Annotated in this window: 20 protein-coding genes and 2 pseudogenes; 13 read left to right on the top strand and 9 right to left on the bottom strand. The window is 68.7% G+C overall.

All coding sequences use genetic code 11. From position 1 onward, the window contains the following. Positions 1 to 25: 25 nt before the first annotated feature. Positions 26 to 1,681, bottom strand: coding sequence for a DNA primase DnaG (gene dnaG, locus DJ82_RS04750; protein WP_094581183.1), 1,656 nt, complete (start codon positions 1,679 to 1,681; stop codon positions 26 to 28). A gap of 174 nt (positions 1,682 to 1,855) precedes the next feature. Between dnaG and DJ82_RS04745 the strand changes: the two genes are divergently transcribed. Then, complete coding sequence (locus DJ82_RS04745; RefSeq protein ID WP_094523523.1) at positions 1,856 to 2,140, top strand: hypothetical protein; 285 nt, start codon at positions 1,856 to 1,858, stop codon at positions 2,138 to 2,140. After that, a pseudogene (locus DJ82_RS04740) lies at positions 2,137 to 3,622 on the top strand (sodium:solute symporter). Before DJ82_RS04745 ends, DJ82_RS04740 begins: the two are co-directional and overlap by 4 nt. A gap of 458 nt (positions 3,623 to 4,080) precedes the next feature. Here the strand turns inward: DJ82_RS04740 and DJ82_RS04735 are convergent. Next, positions 4,081 to 4,721, bottom strand: a pseudogene (locus DJ82_RS04735) (helix-turn-helix domain-containing protein). A gap of 163 nt (positions 4,722 to 4,884) precedes the next feature. Between DJ82_RS04735 and DJ82_RS04730 the strand changes: the two are divergent. The 3 genes from DJ82_RS04730 to DJ82_RS04720 are packed head-to-tail and all read left to right on the top strand — an operon-like array spanning position 4,885 to position 7,055. Continuing rightward, complete coding sequence (locus DJ82_RS04730) at positions 4,885 to 5,541, top strand: helix-turn-helix domain-containing protein (RefSeq protein ID WP_094527189.1); 657 nt, start codon at positions 4,885 to 4,887, stop codon at positions 5,539 to 5,541. 46 nt (positions 5,542 to 5,587) lie between these two features. Beyond that, a complete protein-coding gene (locus DJ82_RS04725) occupies positions 5,588 to 6,469 on the top strand; it encodes a YqcI/YcgG family protein (RefSeq protein WP_094581182.1) in 882 nt (293 codons plus the stop codon). Beyond that, a complete protein-coding gene (locus tag DJ82_RS04720) occupies positions 6,462 to 7,055 on the top strand; it encodes a cysteine hydrolase family protein (protein WP_094523533.1) in 594 nt (197 codons plus the stop codon). The genes DJ82_RS04725 and DJ82_RS04720 overlap by 8 nt, the downstream gene beginning before the upstream one ends. A gap of 37 nt (positions 7,056 to 7,092) precedes the next feature. Here DJ82_RS04720 and DJ82_RS04715 read toward each other — a convergent pair whose 3' ends face one another. Then, positions 7,093 to 8,562 carry an MATE family efflux transporter gene (locus tag DJ82_RS04715; protein ID WP_094581181.1) on the bottom strand — a complete coding sequence of 490 codons (1,470 nt, stop codon included), beginning with the start codon at positions 8,560 to 8,562 and terminating at the stop codon, positions 7,093 to 7,095. Positions 8,563 to 8,697: 135 nt separating this feature from the next. Here DJ82_RS04715 and lipA point away from each other — a divergent pair, with 135 nt between their 5' ends. Then, the gene (gene lipA / locus DJ82_RS04710; protein ID WP_094581180.1) at positions 8,698 to 9,636 is read left to right on the top strand and encodes a lipoyl synthase; all 939 of its coding nucleotides are present in this window, start codon (positions 8,698 to 8,700) and stop codon (positions 9,634 to 9,636) included. A 297-nt stretch (positions 9,637 to 9,933) separates the two neighbouring features. Then, entirely contained in the window at positions 9,934 to 11,343 is a 1,410-nt protein-coding gene (locus DJ82_RS04705) for an ABC transporter substrate-binding protein (protein WP_094581179.1), read from the top strand. A 187-nt stretch (positions 11,344 to 11,530) separates the two neighbouring features. Here DJ82_RS04705 and DJ82_RS04700 read toward each other — a convergent pair whose 3' ends face one another. From DJ82_RS04700 to ggt, 6 genes are all read right to left on the bottom strand, one after another. Next, the gene (locus tag DJ82_RS04700) at positions 11,531 to 12,235 is read right to left on the bottom strand and encodes an ABC transporter ATP-binding protein (protein WP_094523540.1); all 705 of its coding nucleotides are present in this window, start codon (positions 12,233 to 12,235) and stop codon (positions 11,531 to 11,533) included. After that, positions 12,232 to 12,936, bottom strand: a complete 705-nt coding sequence (locus DJ82_RS04695) for an ATP-binding cassette domain-containing protein (protein WP_241881419.1) — start codon at positions 12,934 to 12,936, stop codon at positions 12,232 to 12,234. Before DJ82_RS04695 ends, DJ82_RS04700 begins: the two co-directional genes overlap by 4 nt. A 119-nt stretch (positions 12,937 to 13,055) precedes the next feature. Further along, the gene (locus DJ82_RS15465; protein ID WP_275093919.1) at positions 13,056 to 13,181 is read right to left on the bottom strand and encodes a hypothetical protein; all 126 of its coding nucleotides are present in this window, start codon (positions 13,179 to 13,181) and stop codon (positions 13,056 to 13,058) included. Beyond that, complete coding sequence (locus tag DJ82_RS04690) at positions 13,178 to 14,551, bottom strand: branched-chain amino acid ABC transporter permease (protein WP_094581178.1); 1,374 nt, start codon at positions 14,549 to 14,551, stop codon at positions 13,178 to 13,180. The genes DJ82_RS15465 and DJ82_RS04690 overlap by 4 nt, the downstream gene beginning before the upstream one ends. Next, a complete protein-coding gene (locus DJ82_RS04685) occupies positions 14,548 to 15,660 on the bottom strand; it encodes a branched-chain amino acid ABC transporter permease (protein WP_094523544.1) in 1,113 nt (370 codons plus the stop codon). Before DJ82_RS04685 ends, DJ82_RS04690 begins: the two co-directional genes overlap by 4 nt. Positions 15,661 to 16,023: 363 nt before the next feature. Then, complete coding sequence (ggt, locus tag DJ82_RS04680; protein ID WP_094581177.1) at positions 16,024 to 17,682, bottom strand: gamma-glutamyltransferase; 1,659 nt, start codon at positions 17,680 to 17,682, stop codon at positions 16,024 to 16,026. A gap of 282 nt (positions 17,683 to 17,964) precedes the next feature. Between ggt and DJ82_RS04675 the strand changes: the two genes are divergently transcribed. From DJ82_RS04675 to DJ82_RS04650, 6 genes are all read left to right on the top strand, one after another. Further along, on the top strand, positions 17,965 to 19,674 hold the full coding sequence (locus DJ82_RS04675) for an ABC transporter substrate-binding protein (RefSeq protein WP_143420502.1): 1,710 nt from the start codon (positions 17,965 to 17,967) through the stop codon (positions 19,672 to 19,674). A gap of 38 nt (positions 19,675 to 19,712) precedes the next feature. Beyond that, positions 19,713 to 20,663 carry an ABC transporter permease gene (locus DJ82_RS04670; protein WP_094523550.1) on the top strand — a complete coding sequence of 317 codons (951 nt, stop codon included), beginning with the start codon at positions 19,713 to 19,715 and terminating at the stop codon, positions 20,661 to 20,663. A 3-nt stretch (positions 20,664 to 20,666) separates the two neighbouring features. Further along, entirely contained in the window at positions 20,667 to 21,752 is a 1,086-nt protein-coding gene (locus DJ82_RS04665) for an ABC transporter permease (RefSeq protein ID WP_094581175.1), read from the top strand. Then, positions 21,752 to 22,843: an ABC transporter ATP-binding protein gene (locus DJ82_RS04660; RefSeq protein WP_094523554.1), complete on the top strand. Its 1,092-nt coding sequence runs from the start codon at positions 21,752 to 21,754 to the stop codon at positions 22,841 to 22,843. Before DJ82_RS04665 ends, DJ82_RS04660 begins: the two co-directional genes overlap by 1 nt. After that, positions 22,840 to 24,165, top strand: a complete 1,326-nt coding sequence (locus DJ82_RS04655) for an ABC transporter ATP-binding protein (protein WP_094581174.1) — start codon at positions 22,840 to 22,842, stop codon at positions 24,163 to 24,165. Before DJ82_RS04660 ends, DJ82_RS04655 begins: the two co-directional genes overlap by 4 nt. Positions 24,166 to 24,237: 72 nt before the next feature. Further along, positions 24,238 to 24,771 carry a hypothetical protein gene (locus tag DJ82_RS04650; protein WP_094527178.1) on the top strand — a complete coding sequence of 178 codons (534 nt, stop codon included), beginning with the start codon at positions 24,238 to 24,240 and terminating at the stop codon, positions 24,769 to 24,771. Positions 24,772 to 24,790 lie beyond the last annotated feature (19 nt).

The raw sequence follows: 24,790 nt of genomic DNA, 5'->3' as shown, positions 1-24,790 counted from the left end.
GCGGCGCCGCCAGCTCCCGGCGCTGTCAGCTCCCGGCCCGGAGGTCCCCGACCGTGAGCACGCGGGTCCCGACGGGCCGTTTCACGAACTCGCCGATCTCTCGGCCGAGCAGTTCGCTGACCCCGCGCTGGGCCGACACGTCGAGGAGGCGCTGATCGATCCGGCCGTCGACGACGACCGTGTGCGGCGCCGTCTCGGCCGCCTCGACCGCGTCGAAGGCGTCGGCGGCGTCGACCTCCGCGAGGACGCCGCGGTCGTCGCCGAGCAAGCGGGCGCGGTCGCTCCCCGAGTCGACGACCTCCTGTACGTGCTCCTCGATCGATCGCGGCTCGTCGTCGACGGGGGCGTCGTCTGACGGTTCGGCCGGCTCCTCGTCGGTCTCCGTCCCCGACCCCTCGTCGGTCTCCGTCATCGGCTCCTTGTCGGTCTCCGTCATCGGCTCCTCGCCGGGTTTCGTCCCCGACCCCTCGCTGGTCTCCGCCCCCGACTCCGCTTCGGCCGTCTCCGCGGACCCGTCGTCCGCCGGTTCGGTGGCCGTCGCCTCGGCGTCGACGACGTCGACCTCGACAGAGTCGGCGCCCCCGTCGTCCCCCGCGGTCGCGGGGTGCTTCCCGACGGCCTCGACCAGGGCGCTCTCCGTCTCGTCGCTGGCCGCACCGGCCACGACGCCGTCGGTCTCCGGACCCTCGGGGTCGGGCGAACCGGGGTCGGAGGCGTCGGGGCCCGCCGTCTCGGACCCGCCGTCCTCCGCGTCGCCGCCGGTCCCTCGACCCGCGTCGTCCTCCCCGACGCCCTCTCGCCCGGCACCGCCGGCGTTCTCGCGTTCCACGTCCCCGGGACCCTCGTCGTCCGCGGCCGCCTCGCGGAGGTTGGGCTCGTCGGCGAGGGTGTCGTACGGGACCTTCCCGCGGAGCGACTCGAAGACGGCGTTGCGGTCGAGGTCCTCGACCGACTCGCCGGGCGGCGCGAACGCGACGTAGTCGACGTCGCCCACCTGCGCGAGTTCGCGGAGGATGAGCTCGCCCCCGCGGTCGCCGTCGAGGAAGGCGGTGACGGTCCGGTCGGCGGTGAGCTCGGCCACCGCGTCCGGGACGTTCGTCCCCTCGACGGCGACCGCGTTCTTAATTCCGCACTCGAGCAGCGTGAGCACGTCCGCGCGCCCCTCGACGACGATGACGGCGTCGGAGTCGCCGACGCGGGGGCCGGCCGGGAGCCCCTCGTAGTCGACGATCCCCTCGACGCGGGCGGCCTCGCGGACCTCCTCGAGGATGTCGTCGCTCGCGAGGCTCGTCTCCTCGAAGCCGCCGGCGATCAGCTCCTTGGCGCGCTCGACGACCTCGCGGCGCTTCGCCGCCCGCACGTCCTCGATGCTCGTCACCTCCACGGAGGCCTGGCAGGGACCGATGCGGTCGATCGTCTCCAAGGCCGCCGCGAGGATCGCCGTCTCGACTTTGTCGAGGCTCGACGCGACGGTGACCTCGCCGAACGACTGCCCGTTCTCGGACTGGACGGAGACGTCGATCCGGCCGACCCGCGACGACTCCTGGAGGTCGCGGAGGTCCAGCTCCTCGCCGAGGAGCCCCTCCGTCTGGCCGAACACCGCGCCGACGACGTCGCTGCGCTCGACGACGCCGTCCGCCGCGATGGTGGCGTGTATCAGGTATTTCTCTGTGTCTTTCATGATGGTGAATGGTGATGATCGGGCGGCGTCGCCGCCCGTGCGCTGTTGTGCGCGTCGCCGAAAATAGTTATCGCACCCGCCTCCGTCGAGGCCCTTTGAAGAAATATATTCTACAAAAGCCAATATCGAACTCTTTTGGTAAGATTTATCCGTTCAAAGTAGTTATAGTTCGACATGAGGAGACCTCGGAGAGATATCGTGTGGATTCCGACGTTCGCACTGCTCGTCGCGTTCGCGGTGCCGTGGCCGCTGTGGGGCGTCGACCGCGTCGTCGCCGGGCTGCCGGTGTGGATCTGGTGGCACGTCGCGTGGCTCGGCCTGTGTACGGTCCTGTTCTCCCGGTTCGCTCGGAGCGGCGCGTGGGAGCGCGGGATGGGGCTCCGCCCGGGCGGAGACGGCGACGACCGGGCCGCGGGCGGCGACGCGGGGGCCCCCGCCGCCGGGGGTGAGCGGCCGTGACGCTCGGGCTCTCGCTCGGGATCGTCGTCGGCTACCTCTTCCTCGCGCTCGCGGTGGGCCTCGTCGCCTACCGCGTCTCCGAGACGACGGCCGAGGACTACTACCTGGCTAGCCGGTCGATCGGGACGGTGGTCCTGCTTTTCACCACCTTCGCCACGCTGCTGTCGGCGTTCACCTTCTTCGGCGGTCCGAACCTCGCGTTCGCCGCCGGCCCGGAGTGGCTGATCGTGATGGGGACGCTGGACGGCGTGCTGTTCGCGGTGCTGTGGTACGCGATCGGCTACAAGCAGTGGCTGATCGGGAACCGCAACGGCTACGTGACGCTCGGGGAGATGCTCGGCGACCGCTTCGGCTCGACGGGCCTCCGGGCGCTCGTCGCCGGCGTGAGCCTCCTCTGGCTGTTCCCGTACGTCATGCTCCAGCAGATGGGCGCCGGCGAGGCGCTCGTCGGGCTCACGAACGGCGTCGTCCCCTACTGGGGCGGCGCGGCGCTCATCACGGCGTTCATGATCCTCTACGTCGTCCTCGCCGGGATGCGCGGGGTCGCGTGGACGGACACGATTCAGGGGCTGTTCATGCTCTCCGTCGTCTGGGTCGCCGCGGTCTGGGTGGTATCCGCCGTCGGCGGCGTCGGCGCGGCCGCCGGCGCGATGCTCGACGCTCGGCCCGACTTCGGGTCGTTCGGCGGCGGGACCTACTCCGTCGGGTTCATCGTCTCCACGGCGATCACCATCGCGTTCGGCGTGACGATGTTCCCGCAGATCAACCAGCGGTTCTTCGTCGCGAAGTCGGGCGAGACGCTGAAGCGGTCGTTCGCGCTGTGGCCCGTGCTCGTCCTCCTGCTGTTCGTCCCCGCGTTCATGCTCGGCGCGTGGGCGGCCGGGATGCCGGTCGACGTGCCGGAGGGCGCGAACGTGCTCCCGGTCGTGTTGAACGAGTACACGCCGGCGTGGTTCGCGGCGCTCGTGATCGCCGGCGCGATGGCCGCGATGATGTCCTCGTCGGACTCGATGCTCCTCTCGGGGTCGTCGTACTTCACCCGGGATCTCTACCGGCCCGTCGTCAACGCCGACGCCTCCGAGCGACGCGAGGCGTGGGTCGCCCGGATCGGCGTCGCCGCCTTCGCGCTGCTGGCGTTCGCCGCGAGCCTCTTCCGGCCCGGCACCCTGATCGAGGTCGGCAGCACCGCCTTCTCCGGGTTCGCGCTGCTCGCCCTCCCGGTTATCTTGCGCGCTCTACTGGGAGCGGACCACCCGACCGGATGATGTCGGCGTGCTCGGTCCCGAGCTCGCGATACCTCGCGGTTGTGCTGTCGGCGGTCGTCGGGCTTCGTCCCCGACGCTCCCCGCACAGTCGCCGGCGGGTGGATCGTCGGGCTCGGGGCTGATGGCGCTCTCGCGCTCCTCACCGTCGGCGGTCTCGCTCCTCACGCGCCCAGCGGCGGAGGCGACGCCTCGCGGGTTCGCGGTCGCCGGGGACTGAGTCCGATCGGGGAGAAAGAGCGCGCGAGCGGCCGGCTACTCGGACGCCTCCGACTTCTGCCACCTTTGAGACGGACGACGTCCCAGTCGGGGTGGTCGGCCCGTTCCGGCAGTCCCACCCGCCCTCGACGTCGGATGCCCTGTCGTGCGCCTCGCGGAGCAGCGTCTGCAGGCCGGTCGCGGAACTCCGCTCAGGTCCCCCCCCCTCGGCGCGTCGTCGTCGGGGCTCATGGCGGACCGCGTCCGTCGCTTCTCGACGGACGAGAGTTACCGCTCGGACGGTCGCACGGGGACGTCACCGAGCTCCGGACCGAAAATGACCGAATCGAGGGTCAGCACCGCTATCACTAACATACATGCGTAGATCGAACCGGCCGCGTCGGTTCAACTGTACTACTGTTAGTACAGTAGGTATTTATAACGAGTGGCTGTCCCCGTCGGAGGGGGATCGCCTCCTCGTCACGCCGGGGCGACGGTCCCCTCGATGAGCCGGCGATGGCCGCGTTTGATCCGGGAGGAAAGCGACTGCTGGGAGATGCCGAGCTCCGCCGCGACCTCGTCCAGCGACGCCGTTCGCGGCGAGTCGAAGTAGCCGCGCTCCTACGCCAACACGAGCGCCTCCCGCTGGGTCTCCGTCAGGTCGTACCCGTCCCCCTGGACCGGCAGGAGCGAGTGGACCGCCGTGATCCCGATGTCGATGTCGCGGTCCCGGCAGTCCGTCCGGAACTCGCCGATCGCCTCGCGGTCCTCCCCGCGGACCTCGAACCGCCAGCCGTCCCGCGTCCCCGCGCCGGAGAGCACGGCGATGTTGGCGTGTGCCAGCGCGCTCAACACGCCGTAGTAGCCGTCGTCCCACTCCGCGCGCATCAGGTACTCGCCGTCGACGTCGTCGACGAGGTCGACGCCGGCGACGCCGCGATGGGCCTCGAACGCGGACTCGATGTCGGCCGGGCGCGCGCCGCGGACCCAGAAGTAGGGGACGACCAGCCTCCCGTTCGGGATGACCCGCTCCAGCTCGACGGTCACCGCCGGGAGGTTCTCGAAGACCGTCCCAGCGGGAACTCATCCGCCGGGCTCGTGAACTCTATGACCGTGGCCATACCGAACGGTGACGCGCGACGCCCATAACCGACGACGATGGTGTACCAAGCAGCGCGGTCGCGGCGGGGGTCCCGCCGTCCGCCCCCGCGATCGCCCAAACCCTGATATACCAAGCTTTCCCTATTTAACGGGGAATCGAGAACGGATCAACGAGTCCAACCGATGAGTGTAATCGTGGAGTTCCGCGTCCTGTCCAGCGATTTCGAGCTCGGCCAGATCCTCTCCGTCGAAGGGGACTCCACCATCGAGCTCGAGACGCTCGTCCCGCTCGGCGAGGCTTCCGTCCCGCTGTTCTGGATCCGCAACTCCACGCGCGAGTCGTTCGTCGAAAGCGTCCAGCGCCACCCGTCGGTCGAGGAGGCCACGCGGGTCGACGCGTTCGAGGAGCGGACGCTGTTCACCCTCGACTGGGACGCGAACCAGGACCACCTCGTCAGCGCCGTGCAATCGAACGACGGACAGATGTTGAGCGCCGTCGGATCGGCGGCGTCGTGGACGTTCGAGGTCCGGTTCCCGACCCACGAGTCGCTCAGCGCGTTCTCGACGGACTGCGAGGAGGCCGGCATCGAAATGACGGTGACGCGCGTGTACAACCCCTCTGAGCCGGACGTACAGCCGTGGCTCGGCCTGACGGAGCCGCAGCTCGAGGCGCTCACGCTCGCGATCGAGATGGGGTACTACGACATCCCGCGCGGCTGTACGACGAAGGAGCTCGCCGACGAGCTGGGTATCTCCGACCAGGCCGTCACCGAACGACTCCGGCGCGCCATCACGGCGCTGGTGACCTATACCCTCCCGATCGACAGTGAGAGCCGGTGACACCGGTCGCCGAAAGTCAAAAGACCGTTTACCACCGACTGCGGGTATGAACGAGCCCGGCACCGAGGGCGTGCTGTTGGACCAGGAGGCGCTCCACGATCGGCTCGACGACGCGCCCGGGTGGCTGCGGGAGCACTACCGGACCTTCCGCGAGTCGATGCTCGGCGAGCGCGACGGCTCGCCGTTCCCCTGCTACTTCGGCATCGAAGTCGAGCGCGAGGGCGACCTGCTGTACGCCGCCTGCGAGTCGACGACCGACCCCGCCGCGCTCCTCCGGTTCCGCGACGTCCTCTTGGAGTACCTCGACGCCTACGAGGACCACGCCGACCGCGCTCCCCTCGCCGTCTTCTTCCGACCGCCCGACGGCGACCGGGGCGAGGCGCACTACCACGAGCGGCTGTGGCACGTCCTCGAGTTCCTCCACGTCCACGACCCGGAGCCGTGGCCGGAGGAGATCCCGACGGACCCTGACACCCCGCGCTGGGAGTTCTGTTTCGGCGGCGAGCCGCTGTTTCCGACCTCCCGAGCGCCCTTCTACGACGAGCGGAAGAGCCGCTACTCGCCCGTCGGGCTGGAGATCACCGTCCAGCCGCGCGCCGTCTTCGAGGGGATCACCGCCGACACGGAGGCCGGCGAACAGGCGCGGGAGGCGATCCGCGGGCGCATGGAGGAGTACGACGGCGTCTGTCCCCACGCCGACCTCGGCGACTGGGTCGTCGAGGGCGACCGCGAGTGGACGCAGTACCTGTTCCGCGAGGACGACGCGGCGAGCCCCGACGCCTGTCCGCTGACGCCGACCCGGGAGCACCCGAAAGCGCCCGAGGCGCTGCTGGAACCGGGCGCCTGGCGCCGGTTCGCGGAGTCGCCGCCCTCGGAGAGCGCCTCCGAGTCCGACGCGGCCGTCACCTCGGGGCTCGACGATGACTGAGGCGGACGTCGCCGACTCGGCCCGCTCGGAGGGCGGCTCCGCGCCCCCCGACGACGCGGTCCTCCTGCTGATCGACTTCCAGGTCGGCTTCGACGAGCCGGGGTGGGGCGAGCGCAACAACCCCGACGCGGAGGCGGTCGCGGGCGCGCTCCTCGACCGGTGGCGCGCGGCCGACCGCCCGGTCGCGCACGTCCGACACGCCTCGACGGAGCCGGACTCGCCGCTCCGCCCCGACGCCCCGGGGTTCGCGTGGAAGTCAGAGACGGCGCCCGCCGAGGGCGAACCGACCTTCGAGAAGTCGGTCAACGGCGCGTTCCTCGACTCGGGGCTCGACGCGTGGCTCCGCGAGACGGACCACGAGTCGCTCGTCGTCTGCGGGCTCACCACCGACCACTGCGTCTCGACGACGACCCGCGAGGCCGAGAACCGCGGCTACGACGTGCGCGTCGTCGCCGACGCGACGGCGACCCACGCCCGCGAGGGGTACGACGGAGAGGCGATCGGCGCCGACACGTCCCACCGCGTCGCGCTCGCGCATCTCGACGGGGAGTTCGCGACCGTCGTCGAGGCCGAGGACCTCCGATAGGCTCCGCCCCGTCAGTTTCCGGTCGGTTCCGATCCGGTCAGTCGTCCGCGGTCCCCGCGGGCCCGCCCTCGGCGTCGTCTCTCGCGCGGTCCGCGGCGTTCGCGAACATCCCCCGCCGCGTCGTGTACGCGAAGTACGCGCCCAGCCCGAGGAACCCGACGACGTTCGAGACGGCGACCGCCCAGAACACGGCCTCGACGCCCCAGCCGAGTCCCGGCGCGACGGCGACGCCGAACGCCCCGAACGTCGCCGTCGCGGGCACGGCGGCGACCGCGATCGGGAACCGGATCCCCCAGTACTTGAGAACGTCGGCGGCGAGCGAGGTCCGGGTGCGCGAGGCGCCGTTGAATCCGGCGAGCAGCGTGTAGGTCCCGCCGAGCGCCCAGTAGGAGACCGCGAGCAGCCGCAGGTACAGCACCGCGAGCGACCGTCCTCCCGGCGTGAGGTCGGGGGCGAGGAGGTCGACGACCCCGCCGGCGACCGCGAACTGGACGGCGCCGAGCGCGAGGAACGCGCCGACGATTATCCCGGTTCCGACCGTCGCGGTGCGTCGGGCGCGGCGCGGGGCGTCCGCGCCGAGGTTCTGGCCGATCATCGACTGAGCGGCCTGTTGGGTCCCGAGCGCGGGGACGACCGCGAGGGTCGCGACGCGCGCGCCGACCGTGTACGCCGCGACCCCGGCCGCGCCGCCGGCGACCGCGACGAGGCTCACGACCAGCACGCGCACCAGTTCGGTCGCGCCGCGCTGGCCGCCCAGCGGGAGCCCGACGGAAACGATCTCGCGGAGGTCGCCGGCGTCGACGGCGAGGGCGTCTCGGGTGAGCCGGAACGTGTCGCGACCGATCCCGGCCGCGTACGCGAGGACGTGAACCAGCCCGGCGACGCCCGCGAGCACCGTTCCGAGCGCCGCGCCCTCGACGCCGAGCGCGGGGAGCGGGCCGAGCCCGAATATCAGCGTCGGCGCCGCGACGAGGTTGACGAGGACGCTCGCGACGCTCACGTGGAGGACGGCCCGCGTGTCGCCGTAGGCGGTGAAGCAGTTCTCGACGGTGTCGCCCACCGCGCCGACCGGGAGGACCGCGGCGATTATCGCGAGGTAGGCGGCCGTGGTGTCGGCGAGCGCTGGGTCGGCCCCGAGGAACCGCACCAGCTCCTCGGCGTAGAGGGCGACGGGGACCGCGACGGCCGCCGTGACCGCGAGGGCGACGAGGCCGCCGTTGACCGCGACGCGACGGGCCCCCGCGTCGTCACCGCCGCCGGCCCGCTGCGCGACGAGGAGCTGCGTCCCGACCGCGGCGACGACGACGACCGCGCCGAGGAGCGACTGGATCGGGAGGCTGAGCCCGACAGCCGCGACCGCGTCCTCGCTCACGCGGCCGAGCCAGAACGTGTCGACGAGGGCGTTGGCGACGTAAACGAGGTTCTGCGCGACGAGCGGGGCCGCGAGCAGCAGGAGCACCCGCCCCACCGGCCCGTCGGTGATCGCCTCATTGTCGACGTCGAACATCGGATAGTTCCGTATCTGGGGCCTCTAATAAAACGCTATTGGTGTCGGATACGATACGTTTTGTCCCCGGGTGAGCGGTGGTGAACTCGTCGGTGTGATCCTCACGTTTTTGCACTCGGCCGCCGTGGTTCGGGTATGCAACGCGGCCGTCGAAAGCCGGACTGGCTGAAGTCGCGGCCACCGTCCGGGTCCCGGTTCACGGAGATCAAGGAGCGCCTCCGCGAGCGCGACCTCCACACCGTCTGCGAGGAGGCCAACTGCCCGAACATGGGCGAGTGCTGGTCCGGCCGCGACGGCCCCGGCACCGCGACGTTCATGCTCATGGGCGACCGCTGCTCGCGGGGCTGTAACTTCTGTGACGTCGCGACGGGCGGGATGGAGCCGCTCGACCCCGAGGAGCCGGAGAACGTCGCCGAGGCCGTCACCGAGATCGGGCTCGACTACGTCGTCTTGACCTCCGTCGACCGCGACGACTTGGCGGACGGCGGCTCGGCGCACTTCGCCGAGACGATCCGCCAGATCAAGCGACGGGATCCGGAGGTCCTCGTCGAGACGCTGATCCCCGACTTCCAGGGGGACCCGGCGGCGATCGACCGGATCGTCGACGCGGGGCCGGACGTGATCGCGCACAACGTCGAGACGGTCGAGCGCCTCCAGTGGCCCGTTCGCGACCGCCGCGCCGACTACGAGCAGTCGCTCGCGGTGCTCGACCGCGTCGACCGAACGTCCGACGTGTACACGAAGACGAGCCTCATGCTCGGGGTCGGCGAGTACGCCCACGAGGTGTACCGGACGCTCGGCGACCTCAGCGAGGTCGGCGTCGACGTCGTCACCTTCGGGCAGTACCTCCGGCCGTCGCGCTCGCACCTCGACGTGTTCGACTACGTCCACCCGGACGCCTTCGAGACGTGGCGCGCGGTCGCCGAGGAGGAGTTCGACTTCCTCTACTGCGCCTCGGGGCCGATGGTCCGCTCGTCGTACAAGGCCGGCGAGCTGTTCGTCGAGGCGCTGCTCCGCGAGGGCCGCTCGCCCGAGGACGCCCGGCGGCACGCGCGCGCCGCCGGTGGCGACTGATCGAGACGACCCGACCGACGGACGTCTCGAGACGACCCGACCGACGGACGCACCCGAACGACCGGTTCTTCGCTCCGGAACGACCCCCGAGCGAGCCGCGCCCGTCTCCCTCTGAACCGGCCGGCCTGCGAGGCCCGAGGTCCCCGATAGCGATACTGTCTAAAATTCGGCACGATCGACGCGAAACGCGCCCCGAGCGCCGGTGGAAGTTATATACCTTATATGAGAGTTATTGACAGGACTTGTGTAGGAGTTGACAGGGATATACTTATCAGAGAGGGGTCTATATGAGTGGGTATGTCATACCACAAACGACGGCGTGACGTGTTGAAGACTGTCGGTGTCGCTGGCGCGGTCGGACTCGCCGGCTGTGCGGGCGGGGACGGCGGCGACGGGAGCGACGGCGGAGACGGCGGCGACGGCGACGACGGCGACGACGGGATGGACGGCGACGATGGCAGCGATGGCAGCGATGGCGGAGACGGCGGCGACGGTGGCAGCGGCGGTCCGGACCTGCTCACCGTCATCGGTTACCCCGAGAGCGGGATCCAGCTGTTCCGCGACTACTACGCCGCGTCCGACGGGGCGGAGGACATCCTCATCCCCGACGGGCTTCAGGACCCATCGTTACCCGGGCAGGTCGGCAACGACATGAACAACGTCACCGGGACCGCGCCGGCGGCCGGCGGGCCGAACCAGGAGGCGTTCGCGAGCCTGTATCAGGACACGTACGACGAGACGCCCGGCGTGTTCACCTCGCAGTCGTACGACTCCGCGGCGGCGCTGATCCTGGCGAACGTCGCGGCGGGGGAGAACAACGGGACCGCGATCCGCGACCAGCTCCGTCGCATCGCCAACCCCGACGGCACCGCGTACGGGCCCGGGGAGTTCATCGCCGCCGCCGAGGCGGCCGCGAACGGCGAGAACATCAACTACCAGGGCGCGTCGAGCGCGGTCAACTTCGATCAGAACGGCGACCCGGCGTCGGCGGCCTACCAGATCTGGGAGTTCGCCGGACAGGGCGCTGACTCCGTCGACGTCCAGGAGACGCAGAACTTCGAGGGCGAGAACCCCGACGGGGCGGGTCCCTCCGCCGACTCGTCGCCGGGCGGGTTCGGTCGCGAAGTGAGCGTCGGAATCCTGCTGCCCGAGACCGGCGACCTGGCGTCGACGGGTCAGCCGATGATCCGCGCGGCCGAGATCCCGGCCCAGCAGGTGAACGAGTCCGATCTCGACCTCACCGTGAACGCCCAGTTCGAGGACACGAACACCTCCCCTGACCAGGGGATCACCGGAGCCGAGTCACTGATCAGTTCGGGGGTTCCCGCCGTGTGCGGAACCGCCTCTTCCGGCGTGAACGTCCCGGTCTGTACGGAGACGCTCATCCCGAACGAGGTCGTCGGCTGCTCGCCGTCCAGTACCGCGCTGTCGGTGACGAACCTCGAGGACGACGACTACATCTTCCGGACCGCTCCGAGCGACCAGCTCCAGGGCCGGGTCATGGCGCAGGTCGCCTCCGAGCGGATCGGCGCCTCGACCGCCGCGACGCTGTACGTCAACAACGACTACGGCCAGCAGCTCTCCAACCGGTTCAGCAGCGTGTTCGAGGACACCTTCGACGGCGAGGTGTACGACCAGATCAGCTTCAACATCGGATCGTCGTCGTACTCCAACGTCGTCGAACAGGCGCTCACCAGCGGGAACTGACCGCGATCGGAACCGACGCGTCACCGAGTGGCCGGCCGAGCGCTCTCGTTTTTTCAGACGACCCGACCGAGAAGCGGCGCGGTTCGCACGCGCAACGCTCTCGCGAGCGACGCGACGCTTCCGCGCCTTCCGATCCGTCTCAGAAAAAACAGTCCGCGGACCGACGGTCGGGACGCGACGGGACCGACTACCCGCCGAGGAACTCCCGGCGGACCTCCTCGTCGTTCAGCAGCGCGGTCCCCTCGTCCTCGAACCGGTTCTGCCCGTTCGCGAGCACGTAGCCGCGGTCGCAGCGTCGGAGCGCCTCCTTGGCGTTCTGCTCGACCATCAGGACCGCCGTGCCCGTCTCGTTGATCTCGTCGATCTTGTCGAACATCTCGTCGACGAGGTCGGGCGCGAGCCCCGCGCTCGGCTCGTCGAGCAGCAGGAGCTCGGGGTCGAGCATCAGCGCCCGCCCCATCGCGAGCATCTGTCGCTGACCGCCGCTCAGCGTTCCGGCCCGCTGGTGTTTCCGCTCTTCGAGGATCGGGAACCGGTCGTACACCATCCTGAGCTCTTCTTGGGGGACCTCGTCGAGGATGTACGCGCCCATCTCTAAGTTCTCCTCGACGTCGAGCTCCGCGAAGACGTTCTCGCTCTGGGGAACGTACCCCAACCCCTTGTGGATCACGTCCTCGGGCTTCGTCCCGCTGATGTCCTCGTCGTCGAACGTCACCGTGCCGCCCATATGCGTCGTCAGTCCGAACACCGACTTCATCACGGTCGACTTGCCGGCCCCGTTCGGGCCGACGATGGTGACGTACTCCTCGCCGTCGACGTCGAGGTCGACGTCGGTGAGGATCTGGAGGTCGCCGTAGCCGGCGTCCAACTCGCGGACCTCGAGCAAGCTCATACCTCTCCCCCGAGGTACGCCTCGATGACCTCCTCGCTCTCTTTGATCTCCGTCGGCGTCCCGTCTTTCAGGATCCGCCCCTGGTGCATGACGATGACCCGCTCGCAGTTGTTCATGATGAGGTCCATGTCGTGTTCCACGATGAGGAAGGTGTACCCGCGATCGCGCAGCTCGTGGATGTGCTCGAGCAGCCGCTTCTCGAGCGTCGGGTTGACGCCCGCGAACGGCTCGTCGAGGAGCAGCACGTCGGGGTCGGTCAGGAGCGCCCGCGCCATCTCCAGCAGCTTCCGCTGGCCGCCGGAGAGGTTGCCGGCGTACTCCTGTGCGAGGTGGTCGATCTCGAAGAAGTCGAGCACCTCCCAGACGCGTTCGAGCTGCTCGGTCTCCTGCTCGCGTACCGAGCCGCGAGTGACCGGCATGACCGACCGCCACAGCGACTCGCCGACCTGTCCCTTCGGCGCGAGCATCATGTTCTCGAGGACCGTCATTCCCTCCAGCTCAACGGGCGAATCTGGGAACGTCGCGCGAGCCCGCGGGTTCGCGATCTCGTGCGGCTGCAGCCCGTGATGTCCTCGCTTGAAACAGGACCGTCCCTCGGGGAGGTCGAGATCCCCGGTGATGGAGGTTGAAACGTCGTCGACTTTCCGGCGCCCTTCGGTCCGATGAGTCCGGTGAGCGTCCCCCTCCTCCACGTCGAGCATGACGCGTCGACGGCGGTGATCCCGATATTCCTTCCGGAGCCTTCGACTTCGAGGGGGCGCGGTACCGGCGCCGTCGTCCCCGGCTCGGGACGCTCGGCCTCGCTGCCCATCACCGTCGGTCAGATCGGGTCTGGCGACGACTCGCGGCGGGGGTCGCCCGCCTCGGACGACTCCGCTCTGTCCATTGCCCCCGCTTCTTCGACCGAATTCGACTCGCTCGCGGCGGATTCGTCGGTCTCGCTCATCGCTCCTCACCCCCGTCGGCGGCCGCCGGCTTCTCGCTCGGGGTGCCGCTTCCCGGCCGGTCGAGGTCGACGCTCGACGCGGTCTCCTTGCGGTGGCCGAGCAGCCCCTCCGGCCGGTTGTGCATCAGCCAGATCAGCACCACGCCCATGATCACCAGCCGCAGCTGGCTGACGCTGTCGAGCGTGTACAGGACGAACGGCATCGGGTCGAGCGAGGCGAACCCCGCCATCGCCTCGCCGAAGTTCCGCGGGGCGTTGCCCAGTTCGAATGCCGTCTCCACGAGATTCTTGACGTACCGGGGGCCTTGGTACAACACGCCGGCGAAGATCGCGCCGCCGAGGAAGCTCCCGGTGTTCGATCCCGCGCCGCCGATGATCAGTGCGATCCAGATAAAGAAGGTGATGTTCGGTCGGAACGACGGCGGCGTGACACTCCCGCGGGCAGAGTACCAGAGGATCCCGCCGAGCCCCATCAGCGCGGTCCCGAGTACGAACGCCGTGAGCTTGAACCGGTCGGTGTCTTTCCCCAGCGCGTTCGCGACGTCCTCGTCCTCGCGGATCGCCTTCAAAACGCGTCCGAACGGCGACTTCCCGGTGCGGGAGAGCAGTAGGTAAAACAGCCCGACGCCGATGAGAAGCAGGATCCCGTAGAGGAGTCCGTCGAGCACCGGCTTGGGGTTGTTCGAAATGAAGTTCGCCTGAACGAACGAGACGAAGCCGAGGTACGGCTCCCAGAGGAACAGGCCCCGAAGCAGTGCCTCGAGCGGGTTCGTGTAGTTCAAGATGAGTCCGCCTCCGCCGCCGAGGCCGACCGTGTCGGCCGTCGGGTCGAAGGTGAACAGCCAGAGATCGATGGTGTCCGGTACCGTGAACGTCTGGAACGTCCGCGACATCATCGTGAACCGGATGATCTCCGAGAACGCCACCGTGACGATCGCGAGGTAGTCGGCTCGGAGTCGGAGCGCGGGCAGCGCCACGAGAAGCCCGAACAGGCCCGCCATCACCACGCCGGCGGTGACGCCGACGAACAGCGGGAGTCCGAACCCGCCGACCTGCGCGGCGCCCCCCGCCACCGGCGGCTTCGAGACCAGCGCAGTCGTGTAGATACCGATTCCCATGAAGCCGACGATACCGATGTTGAACAGTCCGGTGTACCCCCAGTGGAGGTTCAACGCCAGCGCGAGCATGCCGAACACGCCGATGTAGAACGTGAGGTTCGCGATCGAATTCAGCTGTCCCCGGAGCCCGTATCCGAACGCGACTCCGGCGACGATGTACGCCAGGTAGAGGGCGCCGAGGACGGCGAGGACGAGCGTCACGTCCCGCTCGAAGAGCCCCTCGAACCGCCCGCGGAGGTCGTTGACACTCATGCCGTCGTCCTCCCGCTGAAGATGCCTTCAGGCTTGAACAGTAGGATCACGATCATCACCAGGAACGCGGCCGCACGGCCGAACGCCGATGGTATCCAGATCACGGAGACGGAAGCGGTCAGTCCGATGATGATCCCGCCGCCGATCGCGCCGTAGATCGATCCGATCCCGCCGAGGATGACCGCGGCGAACACGAGCAGCAGCAGCAGCCATCCGTCGTTGAAGCCGAGCGTCCCCTTCCAGAGGATGAACATGTACCCCGCGACGCCCGTGAGCCCGGCGCCGACGATCCACGTCGTGCGGATGACCTGTTCGGTCGGGATCCCGGTGATCCGCGCGAGGTCCTCGTTGTCGGACATCGCGCGCATCGCCTTCCCGAGCTTCGTCCGCTGGAGCAGCAGGTGAACCCCCAGCATGAGGCCGCCCGCGACGACCACGAGCGCGGCGTCGTGGGCCGTCACCCGGAACGTCCCGTCGATCGCCGGCACGCTCACGCGCGGGACCGACCCCGCCGCCGTCGTTCCCCGGACGCCGGCCCCGAAAACGAACTGGAGCAGGTACCGGAGCGCGAACGCGACGCCGATGCTGGTGATCAGCAGCGCGATACCGCTCTCGTCGCGGATCGGCCGGTAGACGAACCGGTCGATCAGCAGCGCGAGCGCGATCGTGGCGACGCCGGCGACGAGGGCCCCGACGACGACGGCGACCGGCGCGGTCGTGACCCCGATGCCGAGCGCACCGCCGAACACCGACCCGCCCGCGCCGACGAGCAGGAGCGCGCCGACGCTGTTCTCGCCGATCCCGGCGATGAGGTAGCTGGTCGCCATCCCGGCGAACGCCCCGCTGGTCAGGTAGTCGCCGTGCGCGAAGTTCGCGAAGTTGAGAATGCTGTACGTCATCGAGAGTCCGATACCCGCCAGACCGATGATCAGCCCCCGGAGTAACCCGTCCCAGATCAGGGACGCGAGGCTGCTGATCTGGATCCCCCCAGTCAGGAGCCCGGACACGAGCGACCACGCCATCCACAGGGCCACGAGCAGGACCCCGATGGCGAGCGGTTCCTCGCTGAGGGTTCGGCGGTATCGGACGTACGTTTCAGAGACACTCACGTGATAACACTCCTCATCATAGCGTATGAATCAACCTATAAGACGTTTTCTACCCAAAACCGGCCGACGTATGCCGTGTTTAGACACATAAGTAGTGTCTGAGGAATATAACCACGTGCACGATCGACTCCCGCAGACGCGGCCCCCTCGACCGGTCACCGCGGGCCCATCGGTCACCGATAGTCGAGGCAGCGACGGAAAACGGTGTGAACGCGGCGAGAAAGACGGTGTGAACGCGAAGCGAAAAACGGTGTGAACGCGGCGAGAAAGACGGTGTCAACGCGGCGAGGCCGACCCGATGGTCGAAGGGGCCGCCTCTCGACCGCGGGCTTCCTCTCGGCTCGTCGCCCGATGCGCCCTGAGTCAGTACCCCTGCGCATTGCCGTCCTTCCGGGGCTCGGTGGCGGCCGAGAGGACCCCGTCCTCGTTGCGGACGATCTGCGCGCCGCCGAACTGGACCGGCGAGAGCGTTCTGACGTCGTGGTCCTTCCGAACCAGCTTCGCGGTGACGTCGTCGTCGAAGTGCGGCTCGACGCCCAACTCGGCGCTCTCGCGGTACCGCCACCGCGGCTCGTCGAGGGCGCGCTGGAGCGGCATGTCGTAGTCGACGACGTTCGATATCACCTGCACGTGCCCCTGTGGCTGCATATACCCGCCCATCACGCCGAAGGCGGCCCAGTCGTCCTCGCCGAGGCGAACGATCGCGGGGACCAGCGTGTGGAACGGGCGCTTACCGGGTTCGAGGCTGTTCGGGTGCTCGGGGTCGAGCGAGAAGGACGCGCCGCGGTTCTGGAGGGCGATCCCCGTCTCGCCCGCGACGAGCCCGGAGCCGAAGCCGGCGAACCGCGAGTTGATGTAGGAGACGACGTTCCCCTCGTCGTCGGCGACGGTGAGCAGCACCGTGTCGGCGTCCTCGGCGTCGGCGTTCGGTACGCCGAACGAGACGTCGTGGTCGGCCGTGGGCCCGACGCCGGCCGCCCGCTCCGCCGCCCAGTCGGCCGACCCGAGCGGCGGGATCTCCTCGTACTCGGGGTCGGCGATGTAACGGTGGCCGTCGTGAAAGGCCAGCTTCAACGCCTCGGCGAAGTAGTGGACGCGGTCGGCGGTGTCGTAGCCGTGCTCGCCGGCGCCGAGCTCGCTCGCGATGTTGAGCGCCTCCAACGCGATGAGCCCCTGGTTGTTCGGCGGGAGCTCGTACACCTCGGCGCCGTTGTACGTCGTCGAGATCGGGTCGGGCCACTCGACCTCGAAGTCGGCGAGGTCGTCCACGGTCATGAACCCGCCCTGCGACTGGATCTCCCCGGCGATCGCCTCGGCGATCTCCCCCTCGTACACCACGTCTGCGCCGTGCTCCGCGACCTTCTCCATCGACTCGCCGAGCCGCGGGAGCGTGACCGTCTCGCCGACCGCGGGCGCCTCGCCGTCGAACAGGAACGCCTCCCGGGCGTGGTCGTCGGTGAACAGCTCCTCGGCGCCGGCCCAGTAGGACGCGATGACCTCGGAGACGGGGTACCCCTCGGTGGCGTATCGGATGGCCGGTTCGAGGGCGTCGGCGAGGGTGAGCCGCCCGAGCTCCTCGATCGTCGCCTCCCAGCCCCGGGCCGTGCCCGGAACCGTGACCGCGTGGGGACCGTAGAACGGCATGCCGGCCTCGTCGGTGTCGTCGACCGCGTAGCCGCCGTCGTCGGGGTAGTACGAGGAGACGTCGTCGGTCTCCCGCAGCGAGTCGCGGACGTTCTCGATCGTCGCGTCGGCGGGCGCGCCGCCGCAGGCGCGCATCGATCCCACCTCGCCGTCGGCCGTTCGGTACAGCGCGAAGACGTCGCCGCCGAGCCCCGTCGACGTCGGCTCGACGACGTTGAGCGCGGCCGCCGTCGCCACCGCCGCGTCGAACGCGTTCCCGCCCTCGCGAAGCGTTTCGATCCCGGCCTGGCTGGCGAGGGGCTGGCTGGTGGCGACGACGCCGCGCTGACCGTACACCGTCGATCGGCGAGAAGTGAACCGGTCCAAGTCTGGTTCCACACCCTCGATCCGGCGCCCCACATTATAAACGTCGGACCGGATCTATTCGGTCTAATCGGCCCCGGCCACGCGATTCCGCACCTGGCTCCCTCGTCCTCGCGGGGCGTCCCCTATGTTTTCCTCCCGGACGAGGGTCCGTTTCGCTGTCACACGTCCCTCACACCCTCGATGATCGTTCGTGTCAATACCGCTTATCGAAACAGAACCGGCGGATTACTGAACGGACGGTGGTTTGCGGTAAAGAATAGAATGGTTTTTAACAGACGACGCGTACGTGTGGGTATGTCTCATTCCGACAACGGACAGACGCGATCGGCAACGACTCGCCGACGAGTTCTCGCCGCGATGGGCGGCGCGAGCGTCGTCGGTCTGGCGGGCTGCGTCGGCGGCGACGGCGGCGACGGCGGCGACGGATCCGACGGCGGTGACGGCGGCGACGGCACGAACGAGTTCGTCGCCTCGGCCGCCGCGAATCCGGGCACGTTCGACCCGACGATCATCACCGACGCGACCTCCAACTCCGTCGTCGGAACGATGGCGTACGAGCGACTGGTCGCACTGACCTTCGACTACTCCGAGATCCGCGGCGAGCTCGCCTCCGAGTACGAGCAGGTCGACGACACCACCTTCCGGTTCCAGCTCCGCGAGGGCGTCACGTTCCACAACGGCGACGAGTTCACCGCGAGGGACGTCGCGTTCTCCATCAACCGGACGAGCGGCACGACCAACGACGCCGACGTCTCGTTCATCGAGAACGTCGAGGTCCTCGGCGACTACGAGGTCGAGATCACGTCGAGCGACCCGCACGCGCCCTTCTTGAACGACCTCGCCGCGGTCCCGATCCTCACGAGCAAGACGGACGCGATCAGCGAGAACCCGGAGCAGGACGAGCACGACTTCACCGAGCAGACCCTCGGGACCGGCCCGTGGGAGCTAGAGGAGTTCTCGGCCGAGGACCGCGCCGTCCTCGTCCCCTACGAGGACTACTGGTACGACGGCGACGAGTACCCCGGCACGGCGCCGTGGGACCAGGTCACGTTCCGGGTCATCCCGGAGCAGGTCTCTCAGGAGGAGGCGATGGCCGCCGGCGAGCTCGACATGATCGACAACGCGGCCCCGTTCGAGCTCGACCAGTGGGAGAACCAGACCGGCGAGGTCGTCACCGGCAGCGCCGTCGGGTTCGACTTCATCTCGTACCCGGTCAACCAGAGCCCGTTCACGAACGAGAAGCTCCGGCGCGGGATGACCCGTCTCCTCCCGAAGTCGGACGTCATCGAGGCCGTCTTCGGCGGCTACGCGACCGAGCTCGCGGCCCCGATCAGCCCCGGTCTCGGCGCGTTCTGGGACCCCGAACACGAGCAGAACCTCCTCGACGAGTACGTCGGCCAGGACGAGGAGGAGGGGCTCAGACTCATCGGCGAGGCGTTCGAGGAGGAGGACATCGAGGCGCCGTTCGACGTCTCCTTCATCACCAACGTCAACCGGACCCGCGAGCGGTGGATGGAGATCATCCAGCAGACGATGGACGAGACCGAGTACTTCAACGCGGAGCTCGACGTCCGCGCGTTCGACGACCTCGTCCCGTTCCTGCTCGACCCCGAGGGCGCAGCGGCCAGCACGGACGTCGTCGGAATCGGTTGGACCGGCGGCTCCGACCCCGACGGCCACGTGAACCAGCTGCTCCACTCCAGTCAGCACGTCCCCGACGGGTTCAATTGGAACCTCTACGAGAACGAGGAGATGGACCAGCTCATCACCGAGGGGCAGACGACCCTCGGCGCCGAGGAGCGGCTCCCGATCTACCAAGACCTGCAGGAGCTCGTCGCGCAGGACGTGCCGATGGCGAACATGTGGACCGGCGACGTGATCGACGTTCTCAACCCGGAGAACATCGAGTCGCTCGACCAGTGGAGCCCGCACCCGAACGCGAGCAACCGGTACAACACGCTGTACAAGCCCCACCTCGACGAGATCGTCTACCCGGCGGAGTAACGGTCCCGAACACCCGATAGCCCTCTCATTTCACCTCGATGAGCCTTCAACGATTCGTACTCAAACGCGGCCTGATAACCATCCCGCTACTGTTAGGGATCTCCCTGCTCACCTTCGGGATGGTCCACGCCATCCCCGGTGATCCGATCGACTTCATCACGCTGTTCACGGACCTCGATCCGCAGACGGAGATGGAGATACGAGCCGAATACGGTCTCGATCAGCCGGTGTACATCCAGTATATCGACTGGGTCACCAGCGCTGCGACCGGCGACTTCGGCCGGTCGATCATCACCCGCGACCCGGTCATCGACGAGATCATGACTCGGCTCCCGTACACGCTCGTGATGGGGATCATGGCGTTCGGCGTCACCCTCGTCACGGCGATTCCCACCGGCGTGATCGCGGCGTACTACCGCAACACCAAGATCGATCAGGCCAGCCGCGTCTTCGCGCTGCTCGGGATCGCGATCCCGAACTTCCTGCTCGGCCTGCTGCTGCTCCTGATCTTCGCGAGCTGGCTCGACCTGTTCCCGATCCTCCCGCCGACCTCGCAGGGGATACTCAGCTACGACATGCTGGTGTACACGCTGTTGCCCGCGATCACCATCGGCACCGGCTCCACCGCCCTGTTGATGCGACTGATGCGGTCCTCGATGGTGGAAGAGCTCGACAAGGACTACGTCCGGACGGCGCGCGCGAAGGGCCTCCCGGAGCGGACGGTCGTGCAGAAACACGTCCTCCGGAACTCGCTGATCTCGGTCGTCACCGTGGCCGCCATCCAGGTCGCGTTCATCATCAGCGGCTCCGTCGTCGTCGAGATCGTCTTCTCGTATCCGGGCATCGGCCGCCTCCTCGTCAATCGAGTGGGGAACCGCGACTTCCCGGTGATCCAGGCGATCGTCCTCCTGATCGGCGTCGCCGTGATACTCGCGAACTTCGTCGCGGACGTGCTCTACGCGTACCTCGACCCCCGAATCCGATACTAAATAATGTCAAGCGAAACCTCACAGCGGACGACGGAACGCGGACGAATACGGGTCACCGGCCTCGACGTCGACCGCGTCGAGTCCCGGGACCCGCTCTCCTCGTGGGAGCCGGACCTCCAGTCGGAGGAGGGACGCGGTCGCCTCGAGTACGCGTGGAAGCGGTTCAGACGCAACCGCCTCGCGCTGTTCGGCGCGGCCACCATCGGCTTCATGATCCTGCTCGCGGTGTTCTCCCGACCCATCCAGCTCCCGAGTAGCTTCCCGGTGCTGGCCGGCCAGACGGTACAGCCGTTCTCGCTCGCGCCGGCCGACCCCGCGAATCAGGACGTTATCACCGGCTACCGGGAGCCGACGCTCGAAAACGTCCTCACGTGGCCCCCCACGGGCCTCTACCTGTTCGGCGCCGACTGGGCCGGCCGCGACATCCTCTCGCGGGTGATGTACGGCGGCCGCTGGAGCCTCTCTATCGGCTTTATCGCGGTCGCCATGGCGCTGCTCGTCGGGATCCCGCTCGGCTCGGTCGCGGGCTACTACGGCGGCAAGGTCGACGAGCTCATCATGCGGATCGTCGACATGCTGTACGCGTTCCCGTTCATCGTGCTCGCGATCGCGGTCATCGCGGTGCTGGGGCGCGGCTACTGGGAGATGATCCTCGCCTTGGTCGTCGTCGGCTGGCTCCCGTACGCCCGCATCATCCGCGGCGAGATCTTAAGCGTCAAAGAAAACGAGTACGTCACCGCCGCGAAGGCGCTCGGCTCCCGCGACCGGTCGATCATCGTCCGCCACATCCTGCCGAACGCGATGGCGCCGGTGATCGTGCAGGCGACGCTCAGCATCGGCACCACGGTGCTCGTCGCCGCGGCGCTCGGGTTCATCGGGCTCGGCCTGTCGCCGGCGAGCGCGGAGTGGGGCGTCATGCTCAACGTCGAGCAGGACGCGATCGCCCGCGGTCGCTGGTGGGCCGGGCTGTTCCCGGGCCTCGCCATCTTCGTCTTCGTGATGGCGATCAACCTCGTCGGCGACGGCGTCCGCGACGCGTTCGACCCGCAGGGCGATCAGACGGACTCCGACACCGGGGGGCTCCGCTGATGGCGATGCTCGAAGTCGAGGACCTCAACGTGCGCTTTTACACCGACGACGGCGTCGTCAAGGCGACGAACGACCTCTCGTACCGGATCGAGGCCGGCGAGCGGTTCGGCGTCGTCGGCGAGAGCGGGGCCGGCAAGAGCGTCACGAGCCTCGCGCTGATGCGCCTCATCGACGAGCCGGGCGTCATCGAGAGCGGGGAGATCCGTTTCAAGGGGCAGAACCTCCTCGAGATGAACGAAGAGGAGATGCGCTCGCTCCGCGGCAACGAGATCGCGATGATCTTCCAAGACGCCGAGACCGCGCTGAACCCCTCGTACACGGTCGGCGAGCAGATATCGGAGGCGATCCGGTACCATCTCGACCTCGACGAGGCGGCGGCCCGCGAGCGCGCGATCGAGACGCTGGAGTCGGTCGGGATCCCGTCGGCGGCCGAGAGGTACAGCGACTACCCACACGAGTTCTCCGGCGGGATGCAACAGCGCGTCGTGATCGCGATCGCGCTGTCGTGTGACCCCGACCTCATCATCGCCGACGAGCCGACCACGGCGCTCGACGTCACCATCGAGGCGCAGATCCTCGAGCTGTTAGAGGAGGTCGCGACCGAGTTCGACACCGCGATCCAGCTCATCACCCACGACCTCGGCGTCGTCGCCGAGTTCTGCGACCGCGTGATGGTGATGTACGCGGGCCACCCGGTGGAGATGGCGCCTGTCGAGGACGTGTACTACAACCCGCAACACCCCTACACCGTCGGACTGATGAGCTCGATCCCGCGGATCGGCGACGACCGCGATCGACTACAGACGATCCCCGGGCGGATGCCGGACCTGATAGAGATGCCGCCGGGGTGTAACTTCCATCCCCGGTGTCCGTACGCCGAGGAGTCGTGCACGCGCGTGGATCCGCAGCTCGTCGACGTCGAGACCGGCGATCCCGCGGACCCGATCAACAGCGACGCGCAGACCGCCGCGTGCCTCGCGCACACCGGCGAGCTCACGGGGGAGCTGGAGTACGAGGTGACCGTCCGCGGCGAGGACGACTTCCCCGGGCCGGACGGCGCGTCGAGCTCCGCGGAGGTGACCGACCGATGAGCGGCTCCGAGCCGCTCCTCCGCGTCGAGGGGCTCGAGAAGTACTACGAGTCCGAGAGCGACTTCATCGACCGACTCCTCGGCCGCCAGAAGAAGGTGAAGGCGGTCGACGGCGTCTCCTTCGAGATCAACGAGGGCGAGACGCTGGGGCTGGTCGGCGAGAGCGGCTGTGGAAAGAGCACCATCGGTCGGTCGATCCTCCAGCTCCGGGAGCCGACCGCCGGATCGGTGTACTTCAAAGGGCAGGATATCACGACCCTCTCCGACAGCGAGCTCCGCGACCTCCGGAAGGAGATGCAGATCATCTTCCAGAACCCACAGTCGAGCCTCAACCCGCGCCTGACGGTGAACGACATCATCGGCGAGGCGCTCGACATCCACGGGATCGAGGGCGACGTCACCCGCGACGCCCGCATCAAGGATCTGCTCGAACGGGTGGGGCTCAACGCGAGCCACGCCAACCGCTACCCGCACGAGTTCTCGGGCGGGCAGCTCCAGCGGATCGGGATCGCCCGCGCGCTCGCCGTGGACCCGGACTTCATCGTCTGCGACGAGCCCGTCTCGGCGCTCGACGTGTCCGTGCAGGCGCAGATCCTCAACCTGCTGGAGGACCTCCAAGACGAGCTGGGGATCGCCTACCTGTTCATCGCGCACGACCTCTCGGTCGTCGAGCACATCGCCGACGAGATCGCCGTGATGTACCTCGGGAAGATCGCCGAGATCGGCACCCCCGAGGAGCTGTTCGTGCCGCCGCAACACCCCTACACCGAGGCGTTGCTGTCGGCGATTCCGGAGCCGGACCCGTTGTGGGAGGGCGACAGGATACTCCTGGAGGGGTCGGTCCCCTCGCCGATCGACCCGCCCTCCGGGTGCAAGTTCCACACGCGGTGTCCGCGCGTCATTCCGCCGTCGGACTACGAGTTCGAACAGGAGGAGTGGCGCGCCGTCATGTCCTTCCGCCACCGCGCCCGCGAGGAGGACATCGCTGTCGAGACGTTCGGCGACGACGACGATGCGGTCACCGAGGCGCTCCGCGACGAGCTCGACCTGCCGTCGTCGCTGACTGACCCGGAGGCGGAGCGGGTGGTCGAGGAGGCGCTCCGGTCGGTCGCGGACGAGGAGTTCGCCGCCGCGGAGAGCGTCCTGAGAGAGACGTTCGAGACCCCCTGCACGACGGACGAGCCGGCGCTCCGCCGGACCGACGCCGGACGGGTCGCGTGCCACCTCTTCGACCCGGCCTACGAGAGCGGACCGACCGACGGGACGAGGACCGACGACGGGGCAGTGACCGGGGACGGAGCGGCGGCGAGCGGCGACGACTGAGCCCGTTCGGCTCGGCGTCGACCTCGCCCGCCCCGACGACACGCTTATTCCTCCCGACGGGTACCCTCACTCATGCGTCGATCACGCGGGCGTGACGGGGTCGACCGTTCCGACGACGACCCGTTCCGACCGAACGAGTCCGCCGAGCGCCACCGCCCTCGGGCCGCCAGAACGCTTCCGGCGGCGACGCTGACCCGGTGGCTGCTCCCGGCGCGGCTCCACCGCTGGGCGGTCTCCGTCAGCGTCGACACGCCGGCGGCGGCGTACGAGCGGGGCGAACCGGTTCCGGTCGCGATCGAACTCCGGAACCCGCTGCCGGTCCCGGTGACGGTGCGGACTACGTCGCCGGTCCCGTGGACGTGGCACGTCGACGGCCACCGCGACGCCTCGCACGTTCCCGAACCGCTCCCGGAGTCGGAGACTCGGTTCACGCTCGACCGCGGCGAACGCCGTCGGTTCACCCGGCGGTGGGAGCAGAGCTTCCGGGTCTCGAAGAGGGACTGGGAGCCGGCCGAACGCGGCGAACACACCATCGGAGCCGGGCTCGCCGTGGACGACCCGGCCGGAAAGGGCGTGTACGACGAGACGACAGTGCGTATCGAGTGACCGGGGCCGTGGGCCAGCG

The sequence above is a fragment of the Halorubrum sp. Ib24 genome, from assembly GCF_002252745.1.
In the GTDB taxonomy this organism is placed as follows: Archaea; Halobacteriota; Halobacteria; order Halobacteriales; family Haloferacaceae; genus Halorubrum.
The sequence above is the reverse complement of the archived record's forward strand: the minus strand, read 5'-3'. Positions and strand labels throughout refer to the sequence as shown.

What these genes read in the sequence shown, in the direction of transcription:
- dnaG (WP_094581183.1), bottom strand. Translation starts at nt 1,681, where the DNA reads ATGAAAGACACAGAGAAATACCTGATACACGCCACCATCGCGGCGGAC.
- DJ82_RS04745 (WP_094523523.1), top strand. Translation starts at nt 1,856, where the DNA reads ATGAGGAGACCTCGGAGAGATATCGTGTGGATTCCGACGTTCGCACTG.
- DJ82_RS04730 (WP_094527189.1), top strand. Translation starts at nt 4,885, where the DNA reads ATGAGTGTAATCGTGGAGTTCCGCGTCCTGTCCAGCGATTTCGAGCTC.
- DJ82_RS04725 (WP_094581182.1), top strand. Translation starts at nt 5,588, where the DNA reads ATGAACGAGCCCGGCACCGAGGGCGTGCTGTTGGACCAGGAGGCGCTC.
- DJ82_RS04720 (WP_094523533.1), top strand. Translation starts at nt 6,462, where the DNA reads ATGACTGAGGCGGACGTCGCCGACTCGGCCCGCTCGGAGGGCGGCTCC.
- DJ82_RS04715 (WP_094581181.1), bottom strand. Translation starts at nt 8,562, where the DNA reads ATGTTCGACGTCGACAATGAGGCGATCACCGACGGGCCGGTGGGGCGG.
- lipA (WP_094581180.1), top strand. Translation starts at nt 8,698, where the DNA reads ATGCAACGCGGCCGTCGAAAGCCGGACTGGCTGAAGTCGCGGCCACCG.
- DJ82_RS04705 (WP_094581179.1), top strand. Translation starts at nt 9,934, where the DNA reads ATGTCATACCACAAACGACGGCGTGACGTGTTGAAGACTGTCGGTGTC.
- DJ82_RS04700 (WP_094523540.1), bottom strand. Translation starts at nt 12,235, where the DNA reads ATGAGCTTGCTCGAGGTCCGCGAGTTGGACGCCGGCTACGGCGACCTC.
- DJ82_RS04695 (WP_241881419.1), bottom strand. Translation starts at nt 12,936, where the DNA reads ATGCTCGACGTGGAGGAGGGGGACGCTCACCGGACTCATCGGACCGAA.
- DJ82_RS15465 (WP_275093919.1), bottom strand. Translation starts at nt 13,181, where the DNA reads ATGAGCGAGACCGACGAATCCGCCGCGAGCGAGTCGAATTCGGTCGAA.
- DJ82_RS04690 (WP_094581178.1), bottom strand. Translation starts at nt 14,551, where the DNA reads ATGAGTGTCAACGACCTCCGCGGGCGGTTCGAGGGGCTCTTCGAGCGG.
- DJ82_RS04675 (WP_143420502.1), top strand. Translation starts at nt 17,965, where the DNA reads ATGTCTCATTCCGACAACGGACAGACGCGATCGGCAACGACTCGCCGA.
- DJ82_RS04670 (WP_094523550.1), top strand. Translation starts at nt 19,713, where the DNA reads ATGAGCCTTCAACGATTCGTACTCAAACGCGGCCTGATAACCATCCCG.
- DJ82_RS04665 (WP_094581175.1), top strand. Translation starts at nt 20,667, where the DNA reads ATGTCAAGCGAAACCTCACAGCGGACGACGGAACGCGGACGAATACGG.
- DJ82_RS04660 (WP_094523554.1), top strand. Translation starts at nt 21,752, where the DNA reads ATGGCGATGCTCGAAGTCGAGGACCTCAACGTGCGCTTTTACACCGAC.
- DJ82_RS04655 (WP_094581174.1), top strand. Translation starts at nt 22,840, where the DNA reads ATGAGCGGCTCCGAGCCGCTCCTCCGCGTCGAGGGGCTCGAGAAGTAC.
- DJ82_RS04650 (WP_094527178.1), top strand. Translation starts at nt 24,238, where the DNA reads ATGCGTCGATCACGCGGGCGTGACGGGGTCGACCGTTCCGACGACGAC.